The 18,141-nt window shown below is 34.2% G+C and carries 36 protein-coding genes; 1 reads left to right on the top strand and 35 read right to left on the bottom strand.

Translation table 11 applies throughout. The features are described from left to right. Positions 1–11: 11 nt before the first annotated feature. From EGX95_RS09125 to EGX95_RS08990, 33 genes are all read right to left on the bottom strand, one after another. Positions 12–1,784 carry a terminase large subunit gene (locus EGX95_RS09125; protein ID WP_000633615.1) on the bottom strand — a complete coding sequence of 591 codons (1,773 nt, stop codon included), beginning with the start codon at positions 1,782–1,784 and terminating at the stop codon, positions 12–14. Then, positions 1,765–2,145 (bottom strand): phage terminase small subunit P27 family, encoded by a 381-nt coding sequence (locus tag EGX95_RS09120; RefSeq protein ID WP_000357495.1) that lies wholly within the window; start codon positions 2,143–2,145, stop codon positions 1,765–1,767. Before EGX95_RS09120 ends, EGX95_RS09125 begins: the two co-directional genes overlap by 20 nt. A 161-nt stretch (positions 2,146–2,306) precedes the next feature. Further along, positions 2,307–2,669 carry an HNH endonuclease gene (locus tag EGX95_RS30320; RefSeq protein ID WP_001008172.1) on the bottom strand — a complete coding sequence of 121 codons (363 nt, stop codon included), beginning with the start codon at positions 2,667–2,669 and terminating at the stop codon, positions 2,307–2,309. Then, entirely contained in the window at positions 2,662–2,835 is a 174-nt protein-coding gene (locus EGX95_RS30315; protein ID WP_000333203.1) for a hypothetical protein, read from the bottom strand. The genes EGX95_RS30320 and EGX95_RS30315 overlap by 8 nt, the downstream gene beginning before the upstream one ends. A gap of 132 nt (positions 2,836–2,967) precedes the next feature. Next, complete coding sequence (locus EGX95_RS09110) at positions 2,968–3,180, bottom strand: hypothetical protein (protein WP_000778977.1); 213 nt, start codon at positions 3,178–3,180, stop codon at positions 2,968–2,970. Next, positions 3,167–3,469: a hypothetical protein gene (locus EGX95_RS09105; RefSeq protein ID WP_073540846.1), complete on the bottom strand. Its 303-nt coding sequence runs from the start codon at positions 3,467–3,469 to the stop codon at positions 3,167–3,169. The genes EGX95_RS09110 and EGX95_RS09105 overlap by 14 nt, the downstream gene beginning before the upstream one ends. A 118-nt stretch (positions 3,470–3,587) precedes the next feature. After that, complete coding sequence (locus EGX95_RS09100; protein WP_000443960.1) at positions 3,588–3,770, bottom strand: hypothetical protein; 183 nt, start codon at positions 3,768–3,770, stop codon at positions 3,588–3,590. Between the two features lie 630 nt (positions 3,771–4,400). Then, positions 4,401–4,943 (bottom strand): tyrosine-type recombinase/integrase, encoded by a 543-nt coding sequence (locus EGX95_RS09095; protein WP_001055139.1) that lies wholly within the window; start codon positions 4,941–4,943, stop codon positions 4,401–4,403. Continuing rightward, entirely contained in the window at positions 4,940–5,413 is a 474-nt protein-coding gene (locus EGX95_RS09090) for an ArpU family phage packaging/lysis transcriptional regulator (protein WP_001209121.1), read from the bottom strand. The genes EGX95_RS09095 and EGX95_RS09090 overlap by 4 nt, the downstream gene beginning before the upstream one ends. Before the next feature lie 23 nt (positions 5,414–5,436). Then, positions 5,437–5,607 carry a hypothetical protein gene (locus EGX95_RS30310; RefSeq protein ID WP_000645945.1) on the bottom strand — a complete coding sequence of 57 codons (171 nt, stop codon included), beginning with the start codon at positions 5,605–5,607 and terminating at the stop codon, positions 5,437–5,439. Between the two features lie 104 nt (positions 5,608–5,711). After that, the gene (locus EGX95_RS09085; protein WP_001061241.1) at positions 5,712–5,843 is read right to left on the bottom strand and encodes a DUF3983 domain-containing protein; all 132 of its coding nucleotides are present in this window, start codon (positions 5,841–5,843) and stop codon (positions 5,712–5,714) included. A 322-nt stretch (positions 5,844–6,165) separates the two neighbouring features. Continuing rightward, on the bottom strand, positions 6,166–6,414 hold the full coding sequence (locus EGX95_RS09080) for a helix-turn-helix transcriptional regulator (RefSeq protein WP_000033083.1): 249 nt from the start codon (positions 6,412–6,414) through the stop codon (positions 6,166–6,168). Positions 6,415–6,636: 222 nt separating this feature from the next. Next, positions 6,637–6,900 carry a hypothetical protein gene (locus EGX95_RS09075; protein ID WP_000678894.1) on the bottom strand — a complete coding sequence of 88 codons (264 nt, stop codon included), beginning with the start codon at positions 6,898–6,900 and terminating at the stop codon, positions 6,637–6,639. 38 nt (positions 6,901–6,938) lie between these two features. Then, a complete protein-coding gene (locus EGX95_RS09070; protein ID WP_000243721.1) occupies positions 6,939–7,658 on the bottom strand; it encodes an NUMOD4 domain-containing protein in 720 nt (239 codons plus the stop codon). Between the two features lie 525 nt (positions 7,659–8,183). Further along, positions 8,184–8,381, bottom strand: a complete 198-nt coding sequence (locus EGX95_RS09065) for a hypothetical protein (protein ID WP_226812321.1) — start codon at positions 8,379–8,381, stop codon at positions 8,184–8,186. A 348-nt stretch (positions 8,382–8,729) separates the two neighbouring features. Next, on the bottom strand, positions 8,730–9,128 hold the full coding sequence (locus EGX95_RS09060; RefSeq protein ID WP_000824917.1) for an Acb2/Tad1 domain-containing protein: 399 nt from the start codon (positions 9,126–9,128) through the stop codon (positions 8,730–8,732). A 29-nt stretch (positions 9,129–9,157) separates the two neighbouring features. Further along, entirely contained in the window at positions 9,158–9,340 is a 183-nt protein-coding gene (locus EGX95_RS09055; protein WP_002029240.1) for a hypothetical protein, read from the bottom strand. Between the two features lie 360 nt (positions 9,341–9,700). Next, complete coding sequence (gene dut, locus EGX95_RS09050; protein ID WP_001053653.1) at positions 9,701–10,147, bottom strand: dUTP diphosphatase; 447 nt, start codon at positions 10,145–10,147, stop codon at positions 9,701–9,703. 12 nt (positions 10,148–10,159) lie between these two features. After that, entirely contained in the window at positions 10,160–10,327 is a 168-nt protein-coding gene (locus EGX95_RS30305) for a hypothetical protein (protein ID WP_000712301.1), read from the bottom strand. A 10-nt stretch (positions 10,328–10,337) separates the two neighbouring features. Then, the gene (locus tag EGX95_RS09045) at positions 10,338–10,577 is read right to left on the bottom strand and encodes a glutaredoxin family protein (protein ID WP_000201625.1); all 240 of its coding nucleotides are present in this window, start codon (positions 10,575–10,577) and stop codon (positions 10,338–10,340) included. 149 nt (positions 10,578–10,726) lie between these two features. Next, complete coding sequence (locus EGX95_RS09040; protein ID WP_000656565.1) at positions 10,727–10,921, bottom strand: hypothetical protein; 195 nt, start codon at positions 10,919–10,921, stop codon at positions 10,727–10,729. Beyond that, on the bottom strand, positions 10,905–11,048 hold the full coding sequence (locus tag EGX95_RS09035; protein WP_000360818.1) for a Fur-regulated basic protein FbpA: 144 nt from the start codon (positions 11,046–11,048) through the stop codon (positions 10,905–10,907). Before EGX95_RS09035 ends, EGX95_RS09040 begins: the two co-directional genes overlap by 17 nt. A gap of 8 nt (positions 11,049–11,056) precedes the next feature. Then, positions 11,057–12,001, bottom strand: coding sequence for a sigma-70 family RNA polymerase sigma factor (locus tag EGX95_RS09030; protein WP_000502159.1), 945 nt, complete (start codon positions 11,999–12,001; stop codon positions 11,057–11,059). A gap of 38 nt (positions 12,002–12,039) precedes the next feature. Continuing rightward, the gene (locus tag EGX95_RS09025; RefSeq protein WP_000124862.1) at positions 12,040–12,327 is read right to left on the bottom strand and encodes a hypothetical protein; all 288 of its coding nucleotides are present in this window, start codon (positions 12,325–12,327) and stop codon (positions 12,040–12,042) included. Positions 12,328–12,339: 12 nt separating this feature from the next. Then, positions 12,340–12,594 (bottom strand): hypothetical protein, encoded by a 255-nt coding sequence (locus EGX95_RS09020; protein ID WP_033693881.1) that lies wholly within the window; start codon positions 12,592–12,594, stop codon positions 12,340–12,342. A 14-nt stretch (positions 12,595–12,608) separates the two neighbouring features. Further along, positions 12,609–12,782: a DUF3954 domain-containing protein gene (locus tag EGX95_RS09015; RefSeq protein WP_000805174.1), complete on the bottom strand. Its 174-nt coding sequence runs from the start codon at positions 12,780–12,782 to the stop codon at positions 12,609–12,611. Between the two features lie 25 nt (positions 12,783–12,807). Continuing rightward, positions 12,808–13,002, bottom strand: coding sequence for a hypothetical protein (locus EGX95_RS09010; protein ID WP_000337978.1), 195 nt, complete (start codon positions 13,000–13,002; stop codon positions 12,808–12,810). 12 nt (positions 13,003–13,014) lie between these two features. Then, complete coding sequence (locus tag EGX95_RS09005) at positions 13,015–13,929, bottom strand: AAA family ATPase (RefSeq protein ID WP_001171109.1); 915 nt, start codon at positions 13,927–13,929, stop codon at positions 13,015–13,017. 14 nt (positions 13,930–13,943) lie between these two features. After that, complete coding sequence (locus EGX95_RS09000) at positions 13,944–14,834, bottom strand: conserved phage C-terminal domain-containing protein (protein WP_001151931.1); 891 nt, start codon at positions 14,832–14,834, stop codon at positions 13,944–13,946. Positions 14,835–14,838: 4 nt separating this feature from the next. Then, positions 14,839–14,994, bottom strand: a complete 156-nt coding sequence (locus tag EGX95_RS30300) for a hypothetical protein (protein WP_163147469.1) — start codon at positions 14,992–14,994, stop codon at positions 14,839–14,841. 50 nt (positions 14,995–15,044) lie between these two features. Next, complete coding sequence (locus tag EGX95_RS30295; protein WP_000390319.1) at positions 15,045–15,209, bottom strand: hypothetical protein; 165 nt, start codon at positions 15,207–15,209, stop codon at positions 15,045–15,047. Positions 15,210–15,264: 55 nt separating this feature from the next. Further along, positions 15,265–15,540, bottom strand: coding sequence for a helix-turn-helix domain-containing protein (locus tag EGX95_RS08995; RefSeq protein ID WP_033670234.1), 276 nt, complete (start codon positions 15,538–15,540; stop codon positions 15,265–15,267). A gap of 155 nt (positions 15,541–15,695) precedes the next feature. After that, a complete protein-coding gene (locus EGX95_RS08990) occupies positions 15,696–15,881 on the bottom strand; it encodes a helix-turn-helix domain-containing protein (protein ID WP_000854265.1) in 186 nt (61 codons plus the stop codon). A 201-nt stretch (positions 15,882–16,082) separates the two neighbouring features. On the opposite strand from EGX95_RS08990, the gene EGX95_RS08985 reads away from it, so the two are divergent. Next, positions 16,083–16,436, top strand: coding sequence for a helix-turn-helix domain-containing protein (locus EGX95_RS08985; protein ID WP_000481767.1), 354 nt, complete (start codon positions 16,083–16,085; stop codon positions 16,434–16,436). 36 nt (positions 16,437–16,472) lie between these two features. On the opposite strand, the gene EGX95_RS30910 is transcribed toward EGX95_RS08985, so the two are convergent. Then, entirely contained in the window at positions 16,473–16,607 is a 135-nt protein-coding gene (locus EGX95_RS30910; protein WP_000650968.1) for a hypothetical protein, read from the bottom strand. A 237-nt stretch (positions 16,608–16,844) separates the two neighbouring features. After that, on the bottom strand, positions 16,845–18,038 hold the full coding sequence (locus EGX95_RS08980; RefSeq protein WP_000803132.1) for an AimR family lysis-lysogeny pheromone receptor: 1,194 nt from the start codon (positions 18,036–18,038) through the stop codon (positions 16,845–16,847). Positions 18,039–18,141 lie beyond the last annotated feature (103 nt).

Genomic DNA, 18,141 nt, shown 5'->3' with positions numbered 1-18,141 from the left:
TCACCGCCTTTCTATTTAAAAAGATCGTTAACTGATATAAATTCAATATTTCCATCACCTTGTAATTGAGATAACATAGGGATTACTTCTGTGTGAGCATTTAAAAACGCTGCAAAACCATCAATTTTTCGATATTTACTCTGTTTAGATGGTAAAAAGTTCCCGTTCCTGTCTTCCACAAGCTTTACATTGTTCATATACCAACGGAAAAGACGGTTTTTATTACTAATTATTTTTCCATCTAACAACAATTCTTTTACATCCTTTAATGCTGGGCTTAAAGTTAAATGACCTTGTCGAACTGGTTCAGTTTTAAATCCATATGCTTTCAAATCTTCATTTAAACGATAAGCATTGGCTGGATCATAAGTAATTTTCTTTATGAAATAGTGGTCAGATTGCTCAACAAACCAATCATACACATACTCATATTTCACATACTCACCAGGGATAATAGTGAGCCAACCTTTATCTTTAAACTCTTTAAAGCTAATATTTTCGTTATCACGATCAACTTTAGCCTGCGGAACCCAACTATGAGATAATACAAAAACATTTCCATCATCTAAAGGGAACTCTAAACAAGCACTTGTAAAATCTTCTGTTGCAGATAAATCATAACCTGCAACACATTCTTTACCAGCTAATCCCTTTATATCAATAACTCCTTCATTCCTTTTTAATATCTCAATACCAACAAAGGACATTTCATCATTATCAACAAAGATGTTAAATTGCTTTGTAATCCAGTCATTTTTTTCAGCATCCGTATGCTTGTCTGTATTCCAATCATCAATAAGCGATGGAAGGTCTAGCGAAACTCCCATATTAGGGTTTGCTTTAATCCATAGTTCAGGATTCTCAATTTCATCTACATTATCCATTTCAGCCATGAAATAAAACTTTCTATCTTGGTCGATAATCCCTTCCAAAACATCCGTTGCAATTTCATAGTATTGAACAAGCGGTCCTTCAAGCTGATACCCTGCTGTAGTGATATAAACAATCATTGGTTGTTTACGTGCACCACGTGATTTTTTAATAACATTGATTAACTTGAAATTCTTAAATTCATGTATTTCATCAAAAATACCAAGATGTGTATTTAGTCCGTCTAGCTTCTTACTGTCAGATGCGCGAGGTTCAATTTTAGAATGCGTTTTATCATGAAAAATGCCTTTCTGATTTTCACGTAAATGCTTCCGAAGAAGGGGGGATTTTTGAACCATTGCACGACTTTCATCAAACAATTCTCCAGCTTGTTGTTTTGTATTTGCCAAAACATAAACACGAGCACCTGGCTCATTATCTTTAGCAACAGCATAATTAGACAAACCAGAAATCATTGTCGTTTTCCCATTTTTACGCCCAATAAAAATAAGGCCCTCACGAAAGCGCCTATAACCAGTATCCTTATGAATCCATCCATATAAAGAACCTATAACAAAGTGTTGCCACGGTTGAAGAACTAACCTTTTATAGTCACCTTTTGATGGACGACAAAATTTTTCGATATATCGTATTGGTCTATGAGCCTTTTCTTCATCAAATATCCAAGGAAACTCCTCAGTCCCCTGTCTCTTTAAATCATTTAGATGACGCTGACAAGACAAGATGTTTTTCTTACTAGCTATTATGTTTCCTTTCACAACTTGTTCGGCATACCATGTTGTTCTTAGTTCAGGAGATGGATCGATCAAAATATTAAAATGCTGTATCTGTTCATTTCGCCAATTTTTATACCACTTAGCTATTTCAGATGGCTTAGAAGTTGTCGTAATCATCATCAGAATCTCCAGTTAACTCTTCCTGAAGCTTTTTCCGGCTTGCCCCAGTCAACCCTAGCTCCCCTAAATATTGACGAATCTGCTGTAAATACTTAGGTATCTCTGGAATTAAAGTATGCTTAGTTAGATTTGTAGCGCCTGCTTTATTTGTATACTCCATTGTCAGACCTTCTTTTTTAACATTGGCTGCCATTTCCCTAAACATTTGATAACTGAAGGCAATCGCTTCAACTACAATTGGATCATTGATATCAGCCTTACCTTCTCCTTCTAAAACAGACCAAATACGAATCCAAGTGTCTTTTCCTACCTTCTTTAAATGAGTAGGCGGTTTCCTTTCATTCAATCCTTTATCCACGACATCACCCCACTTACATTTTATGGATAAAAAGTATCGATCTAAAATTAAAAAGCTCTTATTTTTAGGGTTTACCCCCCTTTAGAAAAACCACTTGCGCTGCACACGAAGGTGGCAGCCGGTCTGGGCGGAAGCGGATCTGAACAATAAAAGGAGGGGGGCTATATGAATTCTTTGTTCGCTTTTACTTTTACGAACTGAATCTTTCTTTTATTTTTCTTTTTCCCTCCACCCTTTTCAGGATGTTCTTTGTTGTGACATGCATTACATAAACTAATTAAGTTTTCTAATGTTAATGCAAGTTCAGGATATTCACTTCTTTCTTTGATATGATGGACCATATCAGCAGGCACTGGTATCAATGGATCATGCTTCATACACTCTTGGCAACGGTAGCTATCTCGTATCAACGCTAGCTCTCTACACCTTCGCCACGCTGTGCTATCATAGAACTTCTTCGCTTCTTTATCCCGTTTGTATTTATCGTAGAACTTTCGTTGTTGCTTGGTGTTATATTCATTCACTATCCTTTACCTCAATCGTACCTGTATCAATCCGCTTCTCTCGGCGTTGAATATCAAGGCATTTCTCACAGTAGAAAGTAGCCGATACATCTATAACATAACGATTATCATCCAAGCAGAAAGAAGTAGTCTCGCTATCTAGTACTTGGTACTTATGCTCACACATCTACCTCACCTCATTTAAAAGAATATTCCGATTATATATTTACAAATAAATACAAGTTGTTATAATGAAATTAACATTGCCATCTGGAAAAGTGATTCGCCCCCATGCGAGTTGCTTTTCCTTTTTTTATGGCTATTGTTTTAAGAATTCATCTATTGTTTTATCGAGCAAACTAACCATTGCTTCTCTTCTTTGCTTTGGTGTTGTGTTATCTTCCATCTCATTAAAGATAGGAAGCACACTTTCTAATTTTTGTTTATCGATACGCTCATTTACAAGATCTGTCCCTAACATCGAAATGAATGTGCTGATTATAACTGCTTGTTCTTGTTTAGTTAGTTTCATTTATCTCACTTCCTTTAATTACACGACCTTGAATTGAATCAGCTGTATGATTAACTGTAGACTTCGATAACAATTTACCTTCACAATAGAGTTCCACTGTATCACTTCTATTTGTAAACTTATCCATAACCTTTTCCAACTTCTCCAACGCATCTGCACATTCGTTAGCAGCTTCAGTTACTTCTTTAATTCCTTCTAACGCCTCAGTTGTATCTACACCTACTTCAACCATTAATTTGTTATTGACCGTTCTAAAACACGCATCTGTTTCAATAGGTTCCAAGTCCATTAATATTCTTGCTTCATTGATACTTAACTTTCCTTCTTCTATTTTCTTTTGAATAAGTTCAGCTTTATTCATCAACTTTCACCACTTTCTTTCTAATTAATTCAGATTGTTTAACCACTTATTGAACATGAGTTATATCAGCTTTCGTTGCTAACGCTTCTTCTAACATATCGACCTTTCTATTCACTGCTTCTACCTTCGTTAAAACACACTCTAACGTTTGGATTAAACCTTCTTTATCTCTTTGTAAATCGTCAACTCTTTTTTCTAAATCAGCAATTATTTTTGTTATAGATTCCATCCCTCATCCTCCTCCAAAATAAAAAGCACCCGAATGGATGCTTTTCTCTCAATTATTCATTTGTATTTTAATTGTGGTACGTGAAGTTTTATTCTTCTTTGAGCTAACAACCACGACAGACACCATCGGAAAACTTATCAGGTTCTCCTAATTCTGTCTACCTAGGATGTTGTTAGCTCAAAGAAGAGCAAAAGCCCTTCTTCGCTTGAATAACATAAATTGCAGTTGAATATGAAATCAATAAACAACTATTCATCCAATCTGCAACCATCGCCACCGGTCATGACGATCCATTTTCATTATCAGGAATTTTGCGAAAAATGTTTTCCGCCATTTCTCACAATACAAATATATCATGTTAAAAACCAAAACGTGTCCGTAAATAGTTCGCAAATAGTTCGCGTTTTTATTCCTGTATTTTTGCACATCGTTTTTCAGCCTCTTTTTGCATAGTTTTGAACGAATATGTTTTTTAATCCTTAGAAATGAATTCACTATAAACCATAGAGTGTTGAATTGACCTATTCCGTTTTTTCCTAGAGTAACAAGGCTTTGCTTTAATTCTTCAAAATGAATTTGACACTTTTCTTTTGTAGCTAATTCAAAAAAGACCTAAAAAAATATAGGTCTCTAGATTTTAAATTTCTTTTGATAATCATTTAGCGTATCTTGTTCTATCCCAATGTACCTTAGCGTTTCTTTTTGATCAGTATGGTTGAGCATTTGTTGTAACACTGCCACATCTTTAAACTGCTTATAGTGATGGTATCCATATGTTTTTCGGAGAGAATGCGTCCCAATACGTTCTAAGCCAAACTCTTTTGCTGCTTGGTTCAATATGATGTAGGCCATGGATCGAGTAATTGGTTTATTCTTACCATTCCTACTCTTAATAAGAAACTCATTTTTCGGTCGCCCTTTCGCATACTCACGTATTGCCTTCTTTAATTCTGGAGGCATCTTCACTTCCTTTACCTTCTTTGTCTTCTTTTCACGAATAAAGATACTCCAACCCTCCACATCACGAATGCGAAGACGTAATATATCCGATATGCGTAATCCTGTATTAATACCAAGAAGGAACAGAATGTAGTTTCTTTCATTCTGCTCCTTGAAAAACTCCTTCATTTCCTGGATTGCTTCCCTATCTCTAATGGGCTGAACAAGATTCATACATTCTTCACCTCCTCCTTACGTTTTGCTTTCTTCTTGTATACTTCCACTTTTAAATTAAACGCTAAACGTAGTAACGCTGAACCTTTTAACTTATAATACTTTGTCTTTCCTACACCTAATTCAAGCCAAATATTTAAATCTGATTCAATTTCTTCTTCCATATAGCTTTTAAAAATAATATATCTTTCATCAGGTTTTAACGTATTCACAGCTTGATGTACCCAATCCATGTATTCTTTTCTTTGTTGCTCTAGTTCAATTCTTTCAATAGCAATGTCTTCAGTAGAACTATGGAATTGATTTGTAAATGTCGGAGGAACCTCTGAAAACATTGTCGTTACTTTCGGCATTAGATTACTTGGCAATGTATTCAAATACTCACGATAATTCTCCAACACTTCTTCTACCGCTTTCTTTGTTTTCTTTGTATCAACAACTGGCATATTAAAAAATAACTGTTCTCTCATTTTGAGTTCCTCCTTAAATAATTTTACTTTTGTCTTAAAGCTCCGCGTCTACGTTCATAACGCGGACCACGAATCCCCATTAAATCTTCAATGTCACGAGTACTTAATTTTTCTTTTCTTTTTTTCTGGTTTTTCTTCTTTCCTTGCTTGGATTGCTTTTTCCATTCACGTAATTGATCTCTTAGTGCCTTCATTTCCCCATCTCCCTTTTCAAAATAAAAAGGACACCTATTCCTAAAACAGCCTTAATTGCCGCTTTAATGAATTGGTGTCCTCTAGTTTTCTAGCCGGACTATATTTATTTCGTCATACTTGTCTGCATGAAAAGGTTCCTCCATGCTTTATCTAATCTTTCTTTCTCATATTTTTGTATAGCCTTTGTACGACGAGAAATTGCTTTTTTCAATTTCTTCTTTTTTAAATTATTCAATCCTCTCACTCCTTCGTACGAAACAGTTTTACTGTCCATTTTTGGGTGTTTTCATTAATTTAATACCTTATTACATTCAAAAAATTGATTGAATATGCATTATGCCTATATAATTTCAAAAGGATTATTTTGTTGAGTTTTATTCTTTGTACTCTGTTTCAACAGCCTCAGCGACTTCAATTTCTTTTTTTACTAAGTCCTCTAAAAAATAAAACGCTGCCGCTTCGCCTTCTTCCACTCTTACATGCTCAAACTACTCTCTTTGCTTATCCTCTAACTCATATTCAAATGTTACTTTCATTTCCCACTACCTCCTAGTTTATTAATGACGAAAAGAAATGTAATTTGGATTCACTCTATTAGTTACAAATGATTCGCAATAAAAATACTTTGGTTTAACATGAAACCTTCTGCATAGTACTTGTATTTGATTAAACGACGGAATGATTCTTGACCGCTCTATCTCAATCAACCTCTGGGTATCAACCTCCAACAATTCAGCAGCTTGCCCTTGAGTCATTCCGAATAAATGCCGAAGTTCCGTTAATTTTTGACCGTTGAATTTACTCATTTCTCTCCCCCCCCGAATAAAACTCAATATTCCGTCAATACTGTAGATGGAGGAATTTTTATATACCCATTTTTATTCCTCCCTTTCTCTAAAGGCTGGACAGTTAGCTTTCACTAGCTGTCCTTTATTAATTGGAATAATTAGCACAACTTTGTGCATACTATCTATAAGCTGCTTTCTTAACAGTGTTGGCAGCCCGGAATCTTTTGTCAAAAGGAGCAGTTAGCTTTTGCTAGCTGCTCTTTTATATTCTTGTAATTCCTTCTCGAGTCTTTCAATATGTTCATCCCTTATTTGAACATCATCTTTTAAAAACTCAATTTCCTCTTTAAGTTTCATCCGTTCATTAAACAATTGGCGATATTCGTGTATAGATGAATCACGACTTGCTCTAAGAAGTTCAATTTCTTTATTCCTCAATTCAATTTGTTTTACAGCATGATCGAAATCATCTTTTAATAGTTGATACTTTGTAGAGCCTTTCATCTGAGCACCTCATTTTTCTACAAAATGAAATTTTTATTCTAATTGGCTATTTGTTCATATTCGTCAGCAAACATAAAGATATATCCACCGCTTGTCCGTGATTTATGATTGCAATTGTCTAGTACCGCTTGATAAGAAAGATAACTTTTCCTTCCGGCTTCTCTTGCAGACCTAAATTCTCCAATAATTTCTTTTGTATTCATATCCAATTGAACAACTGGTTTACTACGAGATCTAAAACCTGTTAACTTACCTAATTTTTCTTTTGAAATGTATTCTAGATTTCCAACAAAGGTATCTGTCTTTATCCCGTTCTTATATCTGACTGACTCTCCTTGTTTTGGAGCGCCAAGGAAATGCGCAGCGACTAATTGAGCTATTATATAATTCTTGTACACGCCTTTATATTTCACCTTAATTTCTAAGTATCCGCTCTTCTTTTTAAGTATCGGGAGAAGGAACCATATCTTCTTCTTACCTATTCGCTTGAACCTGCCGTAATTAGAAATGAGAAATGTATCATCAGACCCTTTAATCGTTTTCCAAGTTTCGTTATGATACTTTTCCTTTTCATACCATTCTCGCCTCTGCTGCACTGTCAAATCATCTTTAGCAAGATAGCAGCCAATACTCCTAATCCTCTTCCCTTTGCTTCGCGCACTCATAAGAGAACCTTTCATCATTCCTGTTAATTCAACTAAATATTCATAAGTAGTTTCAGATAATATATTTGTTTTAGGATCATATAAAAGGACCATCCTATCCCTCCTTTCTCTCCAAAATGAAGTTTTTATTTAGTTCTTTTTCACTTCCACATAATATTTTTAATTCTGCTTATAATATAGCTGTAACTTAAAGTTACATATCATTTACTTGTAGGGCCTAAATTTCTTTTGTACAACGAGCAGTTAGTTTTATTAACTAGCTGCTTAGTTGTGCTTAATGAAATTTTTTTGCTTTCTTACATAACTTTTTCACTTCTGCTCATACTATAGTTGTAACCTTTAGTTACAATGTATTGTGGGTATTGTTCTTGTTGGACGATAAAGCAGTTAGTTCATTGAGCTAGCTGCTTTATCATTTAAAATAAACATTACCATTTACTAAGTACAAAATAGCGTTTTTGTTCAAAATAATACTCCTATCCATTTGGACACATTTACCAGTATTTTTACCAAAAAATTTATGATATGGTTATTTAGTCGAGTACGTCATTACTTGACAATTACCCTTAGGAACTCCGCAGACAAACGGGGTTTCTTTTATTTAAATAACGATTTTGTTTAATTTCTAACTTTTATCACATTAGTTTTAAATGCTTCACCCTTACGGTTAAAAGATACAATATTCATACCATGATAATCTCTGTGCCACCGGAAAGTTGGATCTAATCTATTATTAAACTCTCCATCAAACTTTCGTATCGTTGAAATTTTGATATTCTTCATTCCCATAAAATTTTCTTCACCTATTTTTGTCATTTGTCTATTTCTTGTATGTCTCATCCGTTCCATTCCCCTCCATATCTTTTATCACTAAATGTAAATATTAAGTTGTAAATTTAATTTACTTAGTGCTATAATTCGAGAGATCGATAGTTACATTCACTGATCAACCTCATGTAATTTTAATAAAAGTTCTCGAGATTCAGCCCCTAACAGCGCACCGTTAGGGGCTGAATTCTTTCCAAATAAAGATTTTATTGTACAACTACACATACCTAAACAACATGCATACATTATGGTGTGTATTCATTCAATATAAGTTTTGGTAAGAGAGTTCTTTGGCAAGAGCTCTCTATTTTTAAAATAAGAATTTTGTTCAGTTGTTTATTTAGTATGCGTACCTTCTACGCCTCGTTTTTCCCTACCCACAGTTCGTTTTCTAAGCCACAGTAACGCCTCTTCTAACTTAGTGATTGCCATTGAGTTCTCTCTACAACGGAAATCTGTTTGGTTGAAATGTTCAAGGCGACAAATAACCATAGCGATAAGATCCTCATTCATTACACCGTTAATACCAGCTTCTTGGATTGGTCCTTCTTGAAAATTAACCTCTCCAACCTTTAAAGGTAATGGATTATCGTTCTCGACGTTATTAGGATTGTACATAACGATTCCAGTGTTAGCATAAACTTCAAAGTGATGTGGAGCATTGTTTGTAAACTCCTCTTCGTGAAATACCTCAGTGTACTTTCTCGTTAGTAAATCATGTTCTAGTCTTTTCATTTTTTATTTCTCCTTTTCTATTCAAATAACTATTTTGTTGTGTTTTCTTTCTGCTCAACATAGCAATAAAAATCTTTTTCTTTTGCATGTTCATCACAAGCAACTACAGGAATAAAGCTATCTTTAGTCTCGGTTTTTGAATGCCCGTAAATATGTCCTTCTGTCGTTGCAGACTTCCAACACCCTCTGAAATTACAAATCCCTAATTTCATATCCAGCACCTCTTTTTTTGTACAATAACGCTTTTGTTTAATTAAAAACAAACCATCCTATAACGACCCCTATTCCAATTAAACCGATTGAACCGATGAATACGGCCCACTTAATCATTTTTCCTAAACCTTCAAAATCAGCACTACTATACATATAATCACTTCTCCATTTCTGTACAAAATTCAAATTTGGTCTTTATCAAAAACTTCAATATCATGTAAAACCTGCGTAAAGATTACGTTGATCCAGCCTATCTACCCAATAAACGTTATATAATGAACTTGCAAATACCCGATTTGCACAATACTTACTTTCCATACGACTTATGCTTGAGTGCTAGGAGAAATCCTAGCCTTTTTTTATTTAGTACCTGTAGATCCAAAGCCCCCAACGCCACGTTCACTAACCGATAGTTCTTCCACTTCAACGAAATGAGCTGTTACCACTGGCGCTATGACGCCTTGAGCAATACGTGTTCCTTTTTCAATCACATGAGCTTGCATATTTAAACTTATTGGTCTTTCAGTGTTATCAACCAGCACCCCAACCTCTCCACGGTAGCCACTATCCACCGTTCCAAGTACCACTCTTAACTTTGTATTACGCGTCATACCGCTACGCGGGCGCACTTGCAACTCGTATCCTGGTGGAATCTCAAAAGATAATCCAGTTTGAACAACCTTCGTTTCGCCCGGCCATATAATTGTGTCCTCTGCTGCAACAAGATCAAAACCCGAATCCCCTGACTTCGCATACTTCGGCAATTCCACATCTTTCACTCGCTTAATCTTCACTCGTAAATTCATTCCGTTCACTCCTTATAAGTAACTTTTCAATTTCTCTTTCTGTTTTTTCAACACTTCCAATGAAAGCTGTGTTTTCCGCTTCTCGTTATTCAATCCAACCAAGTGATATTCCATTTTACGAATCTCATCCTCTACTACATCGAGTTCACTTTGCACCTGCACCGCAGTTTCTTTCTTCACGCAATCCCTCCTACAGTCCTAATTCGTTCATAAGCTTGCCTTCATCAAAACCATAAATGAACTTACCGTTTTCGAATTCAAAAGTAGGAGCTGTTTGTATTCCTAAAATTTCTTGGTGCGCCTTACCTTCAGGTGTCTCTAGATTAATTTCTGTAATCTCGACTTCTACTGGACAAGATGCGAATAACATCTTAGCTCTCATACAATTAGGACAATTATTTTTCGTGAACATAGTGATCTTAGTTGCCATTCTTATTACCTCTTTCCGCTTCTTGTTTTCTGTAAAACTCTTTAATCGCTTCTTCCCAATACGTGTAGTTACAGCTTGTCATTACTTTTTCTCTCCCTTCGCTTCTACTAATAATTGAGTTACTTCGTAAGTACCATGCTCTGTATATTTCACTGTTCTTCCTCCTTGTATTTAGATAAGATTGTTGTTAATGCAATCGCTGTTCCTTCGTTAGCAATCCATTGACCACGATAGTAACCAGATAAACCTAAATCTCCATTGTCATACGCTTTGTCTGATTCCTTTCTGCTTTCTGCTGCCGATTGTTGCAAATGGTTTATATACCCCTTAATCGCTTCCTTCACTCTCTCCATCTCCTTTTATTAGCTCCTTCAGTTCCTCGATTGATCCCTCGAATAGATCACGCCCGTCTGGAAGCTTGTATATACGATTATCGATTAATTTATTAATCAAAATGTTTTGCTTATCCATGTTGCCTCCTAAATAACTTGCTTATTCTTCCTTGTCCCTTGACTTCCTAATGGTTGTGTGGCTGCCATCTCGTAAGACCACCCTTCGCGCAATCTATACCAAAACGCTCCTCTACTTACTCCATTACTTTCAGCTATATCCAACCAATTCCCATGGCTACTTTGTCTCACGTGATTTTCAATTGTTTTTTCAAACCTTGTCTTGCCTATATCACGTAAGCTATGTTTATTTCCATACTCTTCAGCTTTCTTATAAATCCCTTTTAAAATCCTACTTATTTGTGTCTGCGTTACACCTAACCGTTTGCCAATTGCAGCTTGTGTCATATTTTTAGCATGTAATTCCCATACAAATTTCTCTTTACTACATAAGGTTGATAAGAACGCTGTGATTATCATTTTCTTAATAACATTATCGAGTGTCATTGATGTTTTTTTATCTATTAGCGTATTTTCTAGAGTGACTTTCTCCTTGTTCACCTCTTTATTTAATGGTGTTTGAAGTGAAATCGTTCTAGGATTAAATTCTTTTGCTGTCTTCACATCTCTCACGCTAACTTCTAGTAATTTAGCAATACTTTCCACTTCTTCATCATGAAGTTTCATTCTAGAAATCTTTCCTTTGATTTCATACACTTCGTTCGTAATCCTAATTTTTTGCGAGTCCCTAACAGCCTTTCTTATATATCCAAGTATTATTGGAACAGCGAATGTCGTAAATTTAAACCCAAGTTCTGTTTTAAAATCTCTTCTCGCTGTGACCAACCCCAACATTCCAGATTGAATTAAATCATCCATATTTAAATTTGTTTCTTGTTCAATTGCTTTAGCGATATTGGAAAAATATTTGTTTACATAGTAATAAACTAGCCTGCTATACTTTTTCATAAAATCATCATCAGTCATCATTAGAACATCTTCTTGTTCAATCAAATCCTTTTGTTCATCCCCCACCGTTTTCTCCTCCTAATTTAATTTCATAACTCCTTTTTTCATGCTCCTAGGCCCATTGGACGTGATTTGATTTTATTTTTATCAGCTTGATCCATAATCAAGGCTGCTATTTCTAATTGATGTCGTCCTAACTCTTTAGCAATATCAATGAAAGTTTTTCCTTCCTCCCACATCTCTTGGAATCGGATTACTTCGCTTTCATCAAAAACTAAATCCAATTCCTCAAGTGCTACGTACAAGTTACGGCGTGATTTTTTCATATACTTCCGTTGTTGCGCTTTGATTGTATATTGTTCTAATTGCATTGCTGTTTTGACTCTAGCCATCAATTTCCCCTCCTAATCCAGCGCTAGAAATTCAGCTCTGGTACGTTTCGAATGAGTTATCATAATCTTCTGAATGCCTTTACCATGCTCTTCTATTGTTGCATTCCAAGCTTCGGTTTCAGTTTTAGCATCAAAACAATCCATCTTTTGCCGTTCTTCTTTATCGTAAAAATGGACTTCATAGCTTGGATTCAAAAACTTTTCACTGGTACTTATCGCGTCATAGTTGAAACTACCCATAACATCATCAATAGTTAATTGCTTCATAATCGCATCCCCAGTTATTTTATTTTTTCTGTGATGGTAGTTGATACACGATCAACTTTCCCACCTTGCCAAGTGATTACTTGTTCCCCAAACCCTGTTACTGGAGGATTCAGTGGAGTAACCTCACCATTTTTAACCACATAAATTTTATTATCAGTAACATCGATTTCAACTTTCGTAGGCTTCATACGACTGAAATCCTCCTTTTTCTTGTTAGCTAACTTTTTGCTGTTTATTATGTTGTAGCTCTTGTTTCATTAATTCGAACTTTATTAACCATGCTTGCCAACGTTTTTCATTTTCTGCTTGCTGTTGCTTTGCTACTTCACAATTACAACCGTGCGTTTCAATTACTCCCGGATAAGTTTCTTTACGAATAATTCCTGTATCATGACATAATACACACATGTTTATTCCTCCTTAGAAACCAATATCTAAATTTAGAATCCTTTTATCTGTCGTTGTTTTAAATACGATTGTTTCATCTTTTGATACTCCATTTAACAACCTACTCGCTAATTTCGGATCATACTTTTGAAATAGCTGTTTGCTTGATAAATTTGATGTAGTAATTGTTGTTTTGTTCGCTCCTTGTCGCCCATTAGCAACACCATAAAGTATTTTATGAACAAAATCGCTCGCCTCTCCGTTTCTATTCATAGAGCCACTTTCAGCTCCTAAATCATCAATAACCAGAAAGTCCGCTTCAACCATTAAGCTAATACAATAATCCATCGTGTATTTTGACTCTTTATTTCGAAATGAGTCTTGTATTAAACGAATAAGTTTTTCTATCTCTACAAACAAGCAACTTTTCATTTCCTTAAATGCGTATTCATCATTAAGGGCTTCGCCATCAGAAATTGTCCAATAATGCCTTACCAGTTCATATAGCATTGCGTAAGCTAAATGGCTTTTTCCTACACCTTGAATTCCTGCAATATACACGTTTAGAGTTTCGCCCTTTTTAATACGCTCCAAAATTGCTATAGCTTTTTTCTTATTTGCTTTAGTTTCTGGACAATCCGTTTCATAGGATTCTAACCTTGATTCTGTAATTGATTGATTTTCAATAACACTATGTTTAAAAAGAAGATTCTTCTGCCGCTCTCTATTGATCTTCTTGTAATAGTTGTTGGCTTGTTGGAATAAGACTGAATCCTGCTGTTCTACTTTGCATCTTGGGCAATAAATCGAACCATCATTTTTATCAATCATCTTTCTTACTGGCTTTACAGTTACTTGTCCACCTTTACTAAATGTATGGCTTTCGCAATATTCATCTGCAAATTCTAATGCCGCTATCTTTTCAAATGATTTCTGCATTTTTTGCATTTCCGTTCACCTCGTTAAAATGGCATATTTCCTTTAAACCCCGGAATATCTATGTGATTACCGTATTGTTGTTGATTTGATTGAGGTTTGCTAACCGTTTCATTCAAATAATTATCAAAATGTTTTTGAGCGAATAATGTACTTGGTCTTAAATACCGATCAAGTGGTTTATTGTCTCTATCAAACTTCCCAAGCCATTGTGATGCTTTGTTATTAATAACGGTTTTAAAATTTTCAACTGTATACCCTTCATTCCATCTGGCTCTGATTAGTTTTCTATGTGCTTCTGCTTTATGATTAAAATTCTTTCCCGCTTTTTCATTCAAGTATTCTAAGATTTCTTGATAAGGAATTGGAACTTGTGTATCTGATTCATCAGAAGAAGATGTTGTAGTATCTTTTTCTTTTTCTTTTTCTTTTTCTTTTTCTTTTTCTTTTTCTTTTTGTCCACGTATCGTTGACGTATCGTGGTACGTATCGTCAAACCCAGCCATAATACTGATTTTTTTAACTAGCACATCATTTTTAGTTCTATCTAATACAAGCTTCACCAAAGATAGATCTTTAATTGTTTTCAACTCTTTTTGAATACAATCTTCAATTGGCTTTCCACCTTTAATCAGATTGTATTTTCCCCAGTTAAGAATACATATTTCCCTTGTTTCTTCGTTGTACACTATCAATTCATGATGCTTCGTAAAACGATCTAACAAAGCTTTAGCGCTTTCTATGGAATAACCTAATTCGAAAGCCATTTGTTTCCTTGTAATTTGATATACACCGATTTGAGTTGTATGTTCATTTGTCATTAGGTACAGATAAAAGTATCTATCCTCTGGTGTCATCTCTTCTGTAACCTTTGGATCTGACCAAAATGTAGTTTGAACATGTCTGTATTTAGCCATTAATTTACCTCCTTGTACAAACCGCCACATATGCTTGTCCACTTTTGATAATCCGTTGAATTTCATAATGCGGATAACCAACATTGAAATACTGTTCAATCATTTGCTTTAATTCATCCTTGCTCTCTGCTAAGTTCCAGAATTTATTAGGTAATAGCACTTGATATTCAGTTAAACGCATGTACTATTTCCCTACTTTCCGTGATATACTTATAACAATTGTTTTTTCTTAAAGGACCCATTGCCGTGGGTCTTTTTATTTTGTTTTACATCACTCCAAGCCCATCGTTTTATTGGTTCGTAAGTAATGTAAAGTAGCAATATACTAAATGCGATAAACATTGCAAATACTACTAACGATGTTGTATCTTCCACTAAATCACCTCCTTATTTATCAAACGGTAATTTTTTTAAAATCCGAAATTCTGTTTTAGATATCATTTTTTTTCGCCTTTTGTGCTTCTAACCATGCTTCCAAATCTTTTTGTAAGAAGAGTAACTTGCGCCCTTCTCTGATAACTGGAAACTGTGGATTATTTGCTAATTCATACATTCTACAAGCTGCTATGTTTAGATAAGCGGCTGCTTCTTTCACTCGCATTACTTTGTTTGGTTGCGATTGTTGTTGAAATGAAGCTAAAGCCGCTTGAATTTCTTCACGGACAACTTCACGAACGGATTCTTTAATGATTTCATCTAATCCCATTTTGTTTAATGCACTTGTCATCTTTGTTCCTCCCTCATGAAACTTTTGTCTATACACCTCATCGGATATGCAAACCCGCCAAATGTTACAACAAATACGATAATTTCTTTTCTTATTTTAACCACTGCCCCACTTAACCTATAGTTAAGTTAAAGCTAAAAAATTTTTATTTCATCTAGTTTCACTTTAAAAAAATCAGCAATCTTTACGATTAAATCATAGTAGGGACGGCGCTGACCGTTTTCTATATACCAGTAGTATACTTCGGTTATACCAACCGCTTCAGCTACATCCTTATACCTATAACCTCGTTCTTCACGTAGCTGTTTTAGAGTCTTCATATGCAATTCCTCTCTTCTGTTTTTGTTGTTAAACACATAATAACTTAACCTTTAGTTAAGTTCAAGTCTTTTTGAAAAATTATTTTAAAAATTTTCCCCTTTCAACTTAACTGATAGTTAATATATAATGTCAGTGAGGTAATATAAAATAAATGAGCATGTTATAAAATAATATAAAATAAATTTTAGGGAGCTTGGAATATGTTTAATCATGAAAGGTTGAAATCGCTGATTGATAAAAAAGGTATTTCCCAACAACAATTAGCTGATGCGATTGGTGTTAGCCATGTTTCGGTCTATAATTATGTTGAGGGAAAAAAGAAACCAGGTATACGTACACTACAAAAGATAGCAAAACATTTAAAAGTTACTACTGATTATCTATTAGGAGTATCTGATTCACCACATTTAACAGCAGACCAAGATCTACAACTTACAAAAGAAGCCCAAGAAATCCTTCAAATTATTAATGATTTGCCTGAAAAACAACGCAAAAAGGCATTGGAACAGTTGGAGATGTTTGTTAATTATGAAAAAACAAAGAGGAATAACTAATAAAAATAGACTATCAAAATAAAAAGATAGTCTATTTTAAATGATTTTTTTTACTTTTACATTCTTTAAGCACATATTCAATACTTCTTCCTTGCGATTTTTTTTGTATCCTACAAGTAATAAAGCTTTCTTAACTAATAGTAAATTCTCTACATTTTTCTCATCCTTCATTATAGCCTTCCCCTTCACAGATATTTCTGATTTATAAGTTAATTTTAACAAAATTCTACCAAAAGAAAGCTAAACTAACTTAAATTTTAATTATTGAATTTTGGCAAGTATGTATGTGAGCTCAACAAAAAAATACGATCTTTTGATCGTATTTTCACTTTCATTTAGCCTCCTGGCTTAATATCAACTTGCATATAAGCTATTTTGTCAATGCTACTTTTGTTTACTGTTTTATAATCATTTGCTAAACCTGTTGTTACTAGTGATAATACCATGAAAGACATCAATAGAATCTTCTTCAAAATATCCATCTCCTTGTTCTTTTTTAAAATCAATCATCCACTCAATAACCATAGATTGTTCACCACGTCTATATAATTCCTTAGCTATTAAGCTGGAAAATAAATAATTGGATTGTGTAAAAAACTCACGTAAACACTTATGTAATTCAATATTGCTTTCTTGACAAGCAGCTTTAAAGAATTTTATGAAATCTTCATTTTCTCTTTGATAAAACATTTCTTCCATTTTCATTATAAAATTCATGCTTTTAACACAGTCACTATCCACTAATTCATAATACATTTCTACCATTTTTAAGTTGCATTTGGCCTCAACTTCTAACCGCTTCTCACTTATCATTTTAGCTTCTTTATAACTTTTCTTCAAGAAATTAATGCATTGTTCTTTATTTTCCGTCAAGTGTGACATTCCTATAATATACAAAGCATCAGAAAGCATTTTTTTACTGATATTAGCATGTTTAATTATGTATGCATAATGCCGCGCTGCTTCCAAGTTATTTAAACGTAAATATGCAGGTCCTAACACTTCGGCAATCCGGTGTATATAACACTGCTTTATAAATAATTTTCTTTCACCTTTCAACTTCATTATTTGTTTTTCCGTTTCTTGCGCAACTCCTAACATCAAAACAAATTCCTTAGAAAAGTAGTAATTATAACACTTCATTATATTCATTAAAATACGCAAGTCCGAATCAGTTGGGAGACCTATTGTTTGTATTTCATCGATTAATTTATCACCTGATATTTCATTAGTTATATAGTTATACAATATTTTATAAACCGATACATATTCTTTAATCGTTCCATTTTCATGTTTATATTTTCCTAGAAGTTTTTCTAAAAGTGAAATATTTCTTGTAATTGTTGCATACTCAAAGCTTTGTTTTATCGCTTCTGTTTTTTCCAATTTTAAACACCAATCTGACATAACTTTGCGTTGCTCTTCGGCGGAAGTAGTTAATATATAAGAAATTTTCAACAATTTACAAAAACCTATTATCCCTTTGTTCTTAAATTTCGATATATATTGAATACTTACTCCGAGTAACTCTGCAACATCCGTAAACGTTAAGTTCTCATTGTCTTCAATCATATTACAAACTTCAATATGTAGCGGTTTCACACTAGTCCTCCTTCTTAATTTATTCTATAAGCGTATATTATCATAAGTAAACAAACATGTATTCTGTTAAGTGACAAATAAAACTTGAGAAACATTTTGAAGA

The organism is Bacillus sp. FDAARGOS_527 (genome assembly GCF_003812125.1).
Taxonomy (GTDB): domain Bacteria; phylum Bacillota; class Bacilli; order Bacillales; family Bacillaceae_G; genus Bacillus_A; species Bacillus_A paranthracis.
Note: the sequence above shows the minus strand (reverse complement) of the source record. Positions and strands in the feature narration are given on the sequence as shown.

What these genes read in the sequence shown, in the direction of transcription:
- EGX95_RS09110 (WP_000778977.1), bottom strand. Translation starts at nt 3,180, where the DNA reads ATGAAACTAACTAAACAAGAACAAGCAGTTATAATCAGCACATTCATT.
- EGX95_RS09100 (WP_000443960.1), bottom strand. Translation starts at nt 3,770, where the DNA reads ATGGAATCTATAACAAAAATAATTGCTGATTTAGAAAAAAGAGTTGAC.
- EGX95_RS09055 (WP_002029240.1), bottom strand. Translation starts at nt 9,340, where the DNA reads ATGAAATTAGGGATTTGTAATTTCAGAGGGTGTTGGAAGTCTGCAACG.
- EGX95_RS09080 (WP_000033083.1), bottom strand. Translation starts at nt 6,414, where the DNA reads ATGAGTAAATTCAACGGTCAAAAATTAACGGAACTTCGGCATTTATTC.
- EGX95_RS08985 (WP_000481767.1), top strand. Translation starts at nt 16,083, where the DNA reads ATGTTTAATCATGAAAGGTTGAAATCGCTGATTGATAAAAAAGGTATT.
- EGX95_RS09060 (WP_000824917.1), bottom strand. Translation starts at nt 9,128, where the DNA reads ATGAAAAGACTAGAACATGATTTACTAACGAGAAAGTACACTGAGGTA.
- EGX95_RS09035 (WP_000360818.1), bottom strand. Translation starts at nt 11,048, where the DNA reads ATGGATAAGCAAAACATTTTGATTAATAAATTAATCGATAATCGTATA.
- EGX95_RS09010 (WP_000337978.1), bottom strand. Translation starts at nt 13,002, where the DNA reads ATGTGTGTATTATGTCATGATACAGGAATTATTCGTAAAGAAACTTAT.
- EGX95_RS09105 (WP_073540846.1), bottom strand. Translation starts at nt 3,469, where the DNA reads ATGGACTTGGAACCTATTGAAACAGATGCGTGTTTTAGAACGGTCAAT.
- EGX95_RS09045 (WP_000201625.1), bottom strand. Translation starts at nt 10,577, where the DNA reads ATGGCAACTAAGATCACTATGTTCACGAAAAATAATTGTCCTAATTGT.
- EGX95_RS09125 (WP_000633615.1), bottom strand. Translation starts at nt 1,784, where the DNA reads ATGATTACGACAACTTCTAAGCCATCTGAAATAGCTAAGTGGTATAAA.
- dut (WP_001053653.1), bottom strand. Translation starts at nt 10,147, where the DNA reads ATGAATTTACGAGTGAAGATTAAGCGAGTGAAAGATGTGGAATTGCCG.
- EGX95_RS09090 (WP_001209121.1), bottom strand. Translation starts at nt 5,413, where the DNA reads ATGAGAGAACAGTTATTTTTTAATATGCCAGTTGTTGATACAAAGAAA.
- EGX95_RS30910 (WP_000650968.1), bottom strand. Translation starts at nt 16,607, where the DNA reads ATGAAGGATGAGAAAAATGTAGAGAATTTACTATTAGTTAAGAAAGCT.
- EGX95_RS30310 (WP_000645945.1), bottom strand. Translation starts at nt 5,607, where the DNA reads ATGAAGGCACTAAGAGATCAATTACGTGAATGGAAAAAGCAATCCAAG.
- EGX95_RS09015 (WP_000805174.1), bottom strand. Translation starts at nt 12,782, where the DNA reads ATGAAGCCTACGAAAGTTGAAATCGATGTTACTGATAATAAAATTTAT.
- EGX95_RS09000 (WP_001151931.1), bottom strand. Translation starts at nt 14,834, where the DNA reads ATGGCTAAATACAGACATGTTCAAACTACATTTTGGTCAGATCCAAAG.
- EGX95_RS09095 (WP_001055139.1), bottom strand. Translation starts at nt 4,943, where the DNA reads ATGAATCTTGTTCAGCCCATTAGAGATAGGGAAGCAATCCAGGAAATG.
- EGX95_RS30315 (WP_000333203.1), bottom strand. Translation starts at nt 2,835, where the DNA reads ATGTGTGAGCATAAGTACCAAGTACTAGATAGCGAGACTACTTCTTTC.
- EGX95_RS09020 (WP_033693881.1), bottom strand. Translation starts at nt 12,594, where the DNA reads ATGAAGCAATTAACTATTGATGATGTTATGGGTAGTTTCAACTATGAC.
- EGX95_RS09070 (WP_000243721.1), bottom strand. Translation starts at nt 7,658, where the DNA reads ATGGTCCTTTTATATGATCCTAAAACAAATATATTATCTGAAACTACT.
- EGX95_RS09025 (WP_000124862.1), bottom strand. Translation starts at nt 12,327, where the DNA reads ATGGCTAGAGTCAAAACAGCAATGCAATTAGAACAATATACAATCAAA.
- EGX95_RS09005 (WP_001171109.1), bottom strand. Translation starts at nt 13,929, where the DNA reads ATGCAAAAAATGCAGAAATCATTTGAAAAGATAGCGGCATTAGAATTT.
- EGX95_RS09075 (WP_000678894.1), bottom strand. Translation starts at nt 6,900, where the DNA reads ATGAAAGGCTCTACAAAGTATCAACTATTAAAAGATGATTTCGATCAT.
- EGX95_RS08995 (WP_033670234.1), bottom strand. Translation starts at nt 15,540, where the DNA reads ATGGGATTAGATGAAATCATTAAAGAATCCGTTCGTGAAGTTGTCCGT.
- EGX95_RS08990 (WP_000854265.1), bottom strand. Translation starts at nt 15,881, where the DNA reads ATGAAGACTCTAAAACAGCTACGTGAAGAACGAGGTTATAGGTATAAG.
- EGX95_RS09065 (WP_226812321.1), bottom strand. Translation starts at nt 8,381, where the DNA reads ATGACAAAAATAGGTGAAGAAAATTTTATGGGAATGAAGAATATCAAA.